The organism is Microcoleus sp. D3_18a_C4, from assembly GCF_036702415.1.
Taxonomy (GTDB): domain Bacteria; phylum Cyanobacteriota; class Cyanobacteriia; order Cyanobacteriales; family Microcoleaceae; genus Microcoleus.
The window spans coordinates 1-7,458 of sequence record NZ_JAUBTI010000175.1 but is presented as its reverse complement, the minus strand read 5'-3'; the positions used below and the strand labels follow the sequence as shown (position 1 = coordinate 7,458).

Annotated in this window: 9 protein-coding genes; 6 read left to right on the top strand and 3 right to left on the bottom strand. The window is 45.6% G+C overall.

What is annotated here, in order from left to right:
- A partial coding sequence (locus tag QUB16_RS32415; RefSeq protein WP_333322445.1) for a hypothetical protein occupies nt 1–291 on the top strand: 291 nt, incomplete at its 5' end.
- Here the strand turns inward: QUB16_RS32415 and QUB16_RS32410 are convergent.
- Nucleotides 274–993: an SAM-dependent methyltransferase gene (locus QUB16_RS32410; RefSeq protein ID WP_333322443.1), complete on the bottom strand. Its 720-nt coding sequence runs from the start codon at nt 991–993 to the stop codon at nt 274–276. The two genes, QUB16_RS32415 and QUB16_RS32410, sit on opposite strands and share 18 nt — an antisense overlap.
- A gap of 248 nt (nt 994–1,241) precedes the next feature.
- Between QUB16_RS32410 and QUB16_RS32405 the strand changes: the two genes are divergently transcribed.
- On the top strand, nt 1,242–1,874 hold the full coding sequence (locus QUB16_RS32405) for a hypothetical protein (RefSeq protein WP_333322442.1): 633 nt from the start codon (nt 1,242–1,244) through the stop codon (nt 1,872–1,874).
- Nucleotides 1,875–2,109: 235 nt separating this feature from the next.
- Here QUB16_RS32405 and QUB16_RS32400 read toward each other — a convergent pair whose 3' ends face one another.
- The gene (locus QUB16_RS32400) at nt 2,110–2,349 is read right to left on the bottom strand and encodes a ChaB family protein (RefSeq protein WP_333144661.1); all 240 of its coding nucleotides are present in this window, start codon (nt 2,347–2,349) and stop codon (nt 2,110–2,112) included.
- A gap of 347 nt (nt 2,350–2,696) precedes the next feature.
- Between QUB16_RS32400 and QUB16_RS32395 the strand changes: the two genes are divergently transcribed.
- The 3 genes from QUB16_RS32395 (at nt 2,697) to QUB16_RS32385 (ending at nt 5,259) form a co-directional block, all read left to right on the top strand.
- Complete coding sequence (locus QUB16_RS32395; protein WP_333322440.1) at nt 2,697–2,903, top strand: hypothetical protein; 207 nt, start codon at nt 2,697–2,699, stop codon at nt 2,901–2,903.
- A 598-nt stretch (nt 2,904–3,501) separates the two neighbouring features.
- Nucleotides 3,502–4,353 (top strand): hypothetical protein, encoded by an 852-nt coding sequence (locus QUB16_RS32390; protein ID WP_333322439.1) that lies wholly within the window; start codon nt 3,502–3,504, stop codon nt 4,351–4,353.
- 72 nt (nt 4,354–4,425) lie between these two features.
- Nucleotides 4,426–5,259 carry a DUF4142 domain-containing protein gene (locus tag QUB16_RS32385; protein WP_333322437.1) on the top strand — a complete coding sequence of 278 codons (834 nt, stop codon included), beginning with the start codon at nt 4,426–4,428 and terminating at the stop codon, nt 5,257–5,259.
- A gap of 461 nt (nt 5,260–5,720) precedes the next feature.
- On the opposite strand, the gene QUB16_RS32380 is transcribed toward QUB16_RS32385, so the two are convergent.
- On the bottom strand, nt 5,721–6,194 hold the full coding sequence (locus QUB16_RS32380) for a Lin0512 family protein (protein ID WP_333322436.1): 474 nt from the start codon (nt 6,192–6,194) through the stop codon (nt 5,721–5,723).
- 210 nt (nt 6,195–6,404) lie between these two features.
- Between QUB16_RS32380 and QUB16_RS32375 the strand changes: the two genes are divergently transcribed.
- Entirely contained in the window at nt 6,405–7,319 is a 915-nt protein-coding gene (locus tag QUB16_RS32375) for a branched-chain amino acid transaminase (RefSeq protein WP_333322435.1), read from the top strand.
- Nucleotides 7,320–7,458 lie beyond the last annotated feature (139 nt).

Below are 7,458 nucleotides of genomic sequence, written 5' to 3'. Positions count from 1 at the left end.
ACCATAGTGGAACAGGCATCTTGCCTGTTGCTAACCATAGTGGAACAGGCATCTTGCCTGTTGCTAACCATAGTGGAACAGGCATCTTGCCTGTTGCTGACCATAGTGGAACAGGCATCTTGCCTGTTGCTAACCATAGTGGAACAGGCATCTTGCCTGTTGCTAACCATAGTGGAACAGGCATATTGCCTGTTGCTAACCATAGTGGAACAGGCATCTTGCCTGTTGCTGACAATGGTAGAACAGGCATCTTGCACCTACCAGCGATGTATTTTAAAATGCTGTCATTAACTTAATTAGCTCGATCGACAAATCTCTTTGCGACTTTTGGTGCTTCTTAAACAAAACTCCAGCCAGCAGATAGATGTTTTCCGAATAAAAAGCCATTCCCTGTTCTCTGAGAGTGGCGATCGCGCTTTTCACCTTGGGTTCCGAACTATAATAGCCAAAAGTTAAAGGTGCAATTTCAAAATTCGCCACCGAGTAGCCTCGATCCAAGGCATAATCGATCAAACCCACAGGATTAGAATAGCTAGAAACCATCAGCAAAACTTCGTCGCTGCCCAAAGATAAAAGTTTCTTAGCAATTGTCGAACCATCACTGCCCCCGTGCAACAGCGGCTGGTAAATCTTATCATCCACCGCCGGCAAGTAAGGCGGATTTGAGATGACACAATCCGCCGACTCGTATAAAGGCGAATCAAAAAAAGAGCAATTGTTGACGGTGTATCGTTCGTTCAGTTCATATTGCTTAATTTGAGACTGAGCAATTTTCCAAGCTACATTATTTAGCTCAAATCCCTGTATTGTCCCGTCAAAATCAGTTCTCAGCAAAGACTTAATAACTGGACTTCCCTCTCCTGAACCAAACTCTACGATAAGTCGAGAATTGTCACTAGCATTTAACACTAAACTTTCCAAGCAGTGCGCGTAAAAATCCGATTCTTCCGGGCAGTGGAATACCTGTTTGAGAGGATGGGATGAAGTGAGCATAAATTCTGTAACAAAGTTGACTATTTTTAAAGTATCGAATAAGTAATATTCCAGCCATCTGTCGCAAGAGCTATTTTCTCAACTTGTACAATCTATCTCTTCCTCTTTTACCTGGTGCGAGCGCATAACTATTACTGCCGGCAGATTATCCACTTAACTAGATTAATCCGATTGACAGATTGCAATTAGAGCGATTGCTGGTGAGATAGTACATAAGCAAATAATTGTAAATTTTAATAGTGTCAGATATGACCTTTTTTAATTATTCAGTTCCCCCTCTGCGCCGGAAACAGCTTAACATCGAGCTTCAGGATTTAGAAGGGCTTTGGCAGGTTCAGTTTCCCCTTGGTAAAGATCGATTTTATTCACAATTTTATACTTGTCTCGATCGAACTTGCTTGCTGTGGAGCTTGCTGTTAATAGCCATGTTCGGCACAGCACAATTTTTTTCTGTGAGTTGGATGCTGCAAGCCGGTTTGTGGTCAGCGCTCAGCCTCGTAGGTACAGCAGCAATGGTAAGCATGACATACTCTTGGGTCAAAATAGAACGCCTGATTTGGGTGCTTTACGGTTGGGTAATACTAATGTTATTAGGATTGCTGCTGACCGATTTAGCAATTTTTCTCAGTTGGGGAAAAGTGTTGGCGAATCTCTGTCCCCTGTGGTTGGGAATGAGCGGAATTGGGTATTTGGGGACTGGATTTGCTGTGCGATCGCGCGCGCTTTTAGCGGCAAGTTTATTTCATCTGTTGGGAATATTAATTTTACCTTACACGGGCGGTTGGCTTTTCCTATTTACGGGAGCCATAATGGTATTTAGCTTGCTCGTTTTAGCCGAATTGCAATGGGATATGCGACACCCGATTAACAGGCTCGATTAACTTCTGTACCACCGCGATTCCAACAGCTATCTCCAACAGCTATCAACGTCAAGCATTAACCACAAGTGATGAGTAGATTGCTAATGACTCATGATATCAGGCCCGCTAGAATAACGTCACTGCAATTGGTTGGTAGTGAGGATTCTTGGTTCTCATCAAAATTTGAGGATGAAGCCCTCACTACACAGCGAATAGGGGTTATGTTAGCGGACACGATATTACTACTGGCTGATAACTAATTGCCACCCGACTGTACTGATTTGCGGGTTTGGTTAGTATCGTCGCCCTTGTGATGCCACGTGCCACCTTCTTGAACATATTCAGATTTTACACTGTTCCAAGCAACGCTAGTAGCACCATCTGCGCTCATTCCATCTTCGCTAGCGCTCTTAAAAGCAGCCTGAAAAATTTGTTTAGCTCCTTGGGGGAGTTCTTGTGCTTCCGAAGGTAAGGTGTCAAATTGTTGTTCTGGCATAATGACCTCTAATTATTAAACATAAATGTAATCTTATATACGAGAAGCAACTACTTTCCTCTCTCTAAAAGCAAGTTTTAAACCGCATTTTTCTCAGTCTGAGGACAGATGTAATATTAAATTTATTCTGCACCGAGAAGGCAATGGGCTTGCGGTTGCTGGTTGGGCAGGATTTGGGTAATTTCCTTGCTCAAACATCGATTAATCTGATTTCGGCTTTTTCACTTGCGAACTTAGAAAAAGCAATTAACATTAGATAGCGAATTCTGGCAATAATTCGATACAGCATACTTGATGTCTGCTTGTGGAAGTGTTAGAGAACAAGCGCTCTCTGGCATAGTTTTCGCTTGACTATATCAGAGTTTAGCCGATCGCACTCACAAGCAATTCTGACGAGTGCGCCGCCGCTGGTTGATTTAATCTCGCGCGGCTTCGACTCGGATAGCCCTCAGTTCGCCTTGCTGTTTGAGGCAACTCAAATCCCAGTCAAAACCCTTGCTGGTAGCGGGTTGCAGGTGTTATGGCGACTCCGATCGGTCGATCGGGCGTTTTGAGATATTTTAGTTTCCTGAGAAAGTTTGATCTGTATGCTACCAGGGCAAAATTGCCAGCAGCAAGTTAAGGAAAAATAGCGCTCAAAAAATTTTTAAACTAACTCATCTGGCGGAGTGCTAAGCCAAAATTGACGGTGACAAAATCAATAATTTCTGGCTCAAAGCACCTGCATCCGGGGAAAATTCATAGGAAGAAGCGGCCGCTTGTCCCAGAAACCCGGTTGATTCGTAGATGTCTCGTTACTCAACCCAAAATTTTTCATATCAACCCGCTTTTTATCCCCCGTACACAAATTTTGATTGAGCTAGTCGGCCGCTCAATCAAATTTCATCCACCACCTGAAATAAAAAGCCATTTTGTCAAATATTCCTAAAGATGAATGGCGAAATTGAAGCATACGTAATAGCTTATAAACTGTTAACGCCGCGGTGTAATTACTCAGGGAAAAATCATCTAGGGAACGGGACTAAATTTGCTCCCTTACCTTCATTATTCCGCAGCGAAGATTAGAAAATTTGCACGTTACGCTGTCAATTTGACCCTGCGGTTTTGGCATCACAAGCGATCGCAGCACTCTATGCAAAAGCAAGCATTACCATGAAATCTTCTAAATTGTTGAAAGTTGTTTTAGCAAGCGCTTGTACTTTAGGTTTAGCAACGGTTTCCTTAGCAGTGCCTGCTTCAGCCCAGTCGGGCGGTGCTGGCGGCGGTGCTGGTGGCGGTGCCGGTACAAGCGGTACAAGCGGTACAAGCGGTACGACAGGCACAAGCGGTACAACCGGTACGACTGGTACGACTGGCACGGATACAACCGGTACAAGCGGTACGAGTGGCACCGATACAAGCGGTACAAGCGGTACAACGGGTACGACTGGCACGGATACAACGGGTACAACGGGTACGACTGGCACGGATACAACGGGTACAACGGGTACGACTGGCACGGATACAACGGGTACAACGGGTACGACTGGCACGGATACGACTGGCACGGATACAAGCGGTACAACGGGTACGAGTGGCACCGATACAACCGGTACAAGCGGTACGAGTGGCACCGATACAACCGGTACAAGCGGTACAACGGGTACGACTGGCACGGGTACAAGCGGTACAACCGATACCACTGGCACCGGCACAAGCGGTACAAGCGGTACGACTGGCACGGGTACAACGGGTACAAGCGGTACAACTGGTACGACTGGCACGGGTACAACGGGTACAACCGATACGACAGGCACCGGCACAAGCGGTACAACTGGTACGACAGGCACCGGCACAACTGGTACAACCGGTACAACCAATACCACATCGACGCCGGCTGATACTAATTCTGGAGTTTTGAGTGCTCGGCGCGATAGCCCCAACAATTTCGGGTGGCTGGGTGCCTTGGGCGCCTTTGGTTTGATCAACTTGTTTCGGAAAGGCAGTACACCATCCCATCGGTAGTTTCGGGCGATTCCCTACGGGATAGTTTCGCACGCGCGGACTTTTGAAAACAACTTAGAGGCTTAGAAATTCATGACTTCACTCAATCGCAAAAATTTGTTCAAAAAATTGGTAACAGTTGCCGGAATTGCCGGCGTTAGTTCCTTGATAGCTGTGCCGGGATTCGCAGAATTAAACCGCCAGATTAACGGCTTCAACCAGTCGGGCGATCGAGTTTTTGAGCTTGCTGATAACGACTTAAAGGATCCTAATTCTCCGGGACCTCCTATTACAGATCCTAACAACAACAACAATCCCAGCGGTTCTCCCAACACTCCAAATACTCCCACCAACAACACTCCCGGTCGTTCTCCAAATACCCCCACCAACAACACTCCCGGCCGTTCTCCAAATACCCCCACCAACAACACTCCCGGTCGTTCTCCCAACACTCCAACAGGTGGCGAAACCTCGCCTAATTCTCTCAGCAGCCGAGACAGAACCTTTGTCATGCAAGCAGGTCAACTGGGTATGCTGGAAGTGGAACTTGGCAGATTGGCAGTGCAGCGCGGTTCTAGTGCTAGTGTGAAACAATACGGGCAAGAAATGGTTGAGGAACACACTCAAGCAAATAAAGAACTGATGCAGTTAGTAATGCAAAAAAAGGTAGAACTGCCAACCGAGATGAGTACCCAGAACACAGCTTTGATGAAGCGACTTTCGGGACTCTCCGGTACAAGTTTTGACACTGCTTACAAGCAGGCTATGATCGAGAGCCACAATCAGGCTATTGCTTTGTTTCAGGCACAATCTCAACAGGGAGAAGATTCCGACTTGAAGGCTTGGGCCACCCAGAAGTTGCCGAACCTTCAGGCGCACTTGCAAATGGTTAACCAAATGTTGGCAGATACCAGCCAGCCCAAATAGGAGGTAGAGGAGGTAGAGTCCGATCGCCTAAAACGCGATCGCACTCTACCTTTTGTGTTCGGAGAGGGAACAGCAATAAATTCTTTTAAACCCTATAATTTTTGAGAACAAGGGAAGATTTTCTCCGCAACTTGTTGGGCAGCAATATTACAGCGACGTGGCTGTTATTAATCGTAGGGTTTTGCTGGATCGCTTACATACCCGGTCGCCTGAACAATTAAAAATTATCCATTAAAACTTCCAAATTAACTAGGTAGGCGCAAATAAACCTTACCGTTGAACAGACTAAGTTATAGCGTGCCTCAGAGCCTCAGATTTTCTACGATATTTCATGCCATATCTCAGGGGCATCCTACAACTTAGTCTAAATTAATCATTTTTTAACAGACAGGCGTTCGATCGCCCGATCGCGGAAACAAGCAAGTGCGATCGGGCGATTTATTCAAACAACACAAAATTAATTAGTCCTCAGTGTCCACAAAAACACTCACAGCCGCCACAGCGATTAGCATTTCATCATTTTTATCATTCAGAGAGGCGATCGCCCTTCCTGGCACAATCATGCCCCCTTGCTCCACAATCAGAGTTTTGCTGCCAAAAGGGAGCACCGCCAACACCTCCTGTTCCCGCACTTGTTCCGGGTAAGGAACAGCCACCTTAACCTCAACAATCATCTGATTGGGGTCAGTCAAACCCGCCACTTCCCAGACCCCCAGCAAAGCATTGTGGGCGATCGCATTCCGTACAGCCCTTGCACAGGCTACAGTCGGTTCCTGCCCGTGCTGGTCTATACCCATCCCCATTTCAATGATGAAACATTTACGTGCCATTGTTGCCCCTTGGTTGATTTTTTGTTTGTAGTCGTTAGCGAAGCCCGCCCCTACGGGGGCTACGCCAACGAAGAGGATCGCACTTTTTGCCAAAACAATTATCAACCAAAGTGACCCCTCTTGAGATTATTTTATAAATTGATATCACAACAAAAGAATAATATCAGTCTTAAAAAACAATCTAACTGTAGGCAAGCTTCAAACCCTTATGAAATCAGTCATTCTCAATCTCAAATCTCAAATGCTATAACTTATGGTAATATAACCAAATTCAGCTTTCCTCGCGGACTGCCAAACTCATCGCCAGCTTGAATCATGGATAGTTTTCTACCAATTGCCTACTTTCAAAACCAATTTCTCCCCTTTACCGACGCCAATATTTCCATAGCAACCCACGCACTGCACTACGGAACCGGAGTTTTAGGCGGGTTGCGGGGAATTCCCGACCCCCAAAATGCCGATCGAATCTTGCTATTTAGATTAGACCGCCACTGTCAAAGATTAAGTCAAAGTGCCAGCTTCCTCCACTGCGATTTACCAGCCAGCAAAATCCAACAAATAATTATTGATTTTGTCCAGAAAAACAAACCAACAAAATCATTTTATATCCGCCCTTTTATCTACACATCCAGTTTAGGAATTGCCCCCCGACTGCACAACGTAGAAACCGACTTTTTTGTCTACGGATTAGAACTTTCCGACTATTTGCCCAAAGAAGGAGTCAACTGTAGAATTAGCTCTTGGTACCGCCAAGAAGACCGCAGTTTGCCCTTAAGAGGTAAAATTAGCGGCGCTTACATCACCTCAGCTTTAGCCAAAACCGAAGCAGTAGAATCCGGCTTCGACGAAGCAATTATGATGAACACTCAGGGAAAAGTCAGCGAAGCTTCAGGAATGAACATATTTGTCGCCAGAAACGGTAAATTAGTTACTCCCGGTTTCGAGCAAGATATTCTCGAAGGAATTACCAGAGACAGCGTAATCACAATCGCCAGAGACTTAGGAATTGAAGTCACAGAAAGACCCGTTGATAGATCGGAACTGTTGATTGCAGACGAAATTTTCCTCTGCGGAACCGCAGCCAAAATTACCCCAATTAAGCGAGTAGAAAACTATCACTTGCCCACAAACCGACCCATCACCGAAAAGATTTTGGACAAACTAACCGGGATTATCGAAAATCGCGACAGCAATTATAAAGAATGGGTATTTCCGATCGATCTTAATTAACCGTTTGTAGTGAGGAGTTCAGTCCTTCTTTTAAAGACTAAATTCCTCACTACAAACCGGGAGCATCTCAGTGTTGTAAAAAGCATTTTTTTTATTGTAGTGCGAGCGTCCCCGCTCGCGTATTGTACAATACGCGAGC

What these genes read in the sequence shown, in the direction of transcription:
- QUB16_RS32400 (WP_333144661.1), bottom strand. Translation starts at nt 2,349, where the DNA reads ATGCCAGAACAACAATTTGACACCTTACCTTCGGAAGCACAAGAACTC.
- QUB16_RS32410 (WP_333322443.1), bottom strand. Translation starts at nt 993, where the DNA reads ATGCTCACTTCATCCCATCCTCTCAAACAGGTATTCCACTGCCCGGAA.
- QUB16_RS32405 (WP_333322442.1), top strand. Translation starts at nt 1,242, where the DNA reads ATGACCTTTTTTAATTATTCAGTTCCCCCTCTGCGCCGGAAACAGCTT.
- QUB16_RS32375 (WP_333322435.1), top strand. Translation starts at nt 6,405, where the DNA reads ATGGATAGTTTTCTACCAATTGCCTACTTTCAAAACCAATTTCTCCCC.
- QUB16_RS32390 (WP_333322439.1), top strand. Translation starts at nt 3,502, where the DNA reads ATGAAATCTTCTAAATTGTTGAAAGTTGTTTTAGCAAGCGCTTGTACT.
- QUB16_RS32385 (WP_333322437.1), top strand. Translation starts at nt 4,426, where the DNA reads ATGACTTCACTCAATCGCAAAAATTTGTTCAAAAAATTGGTAACAGTT.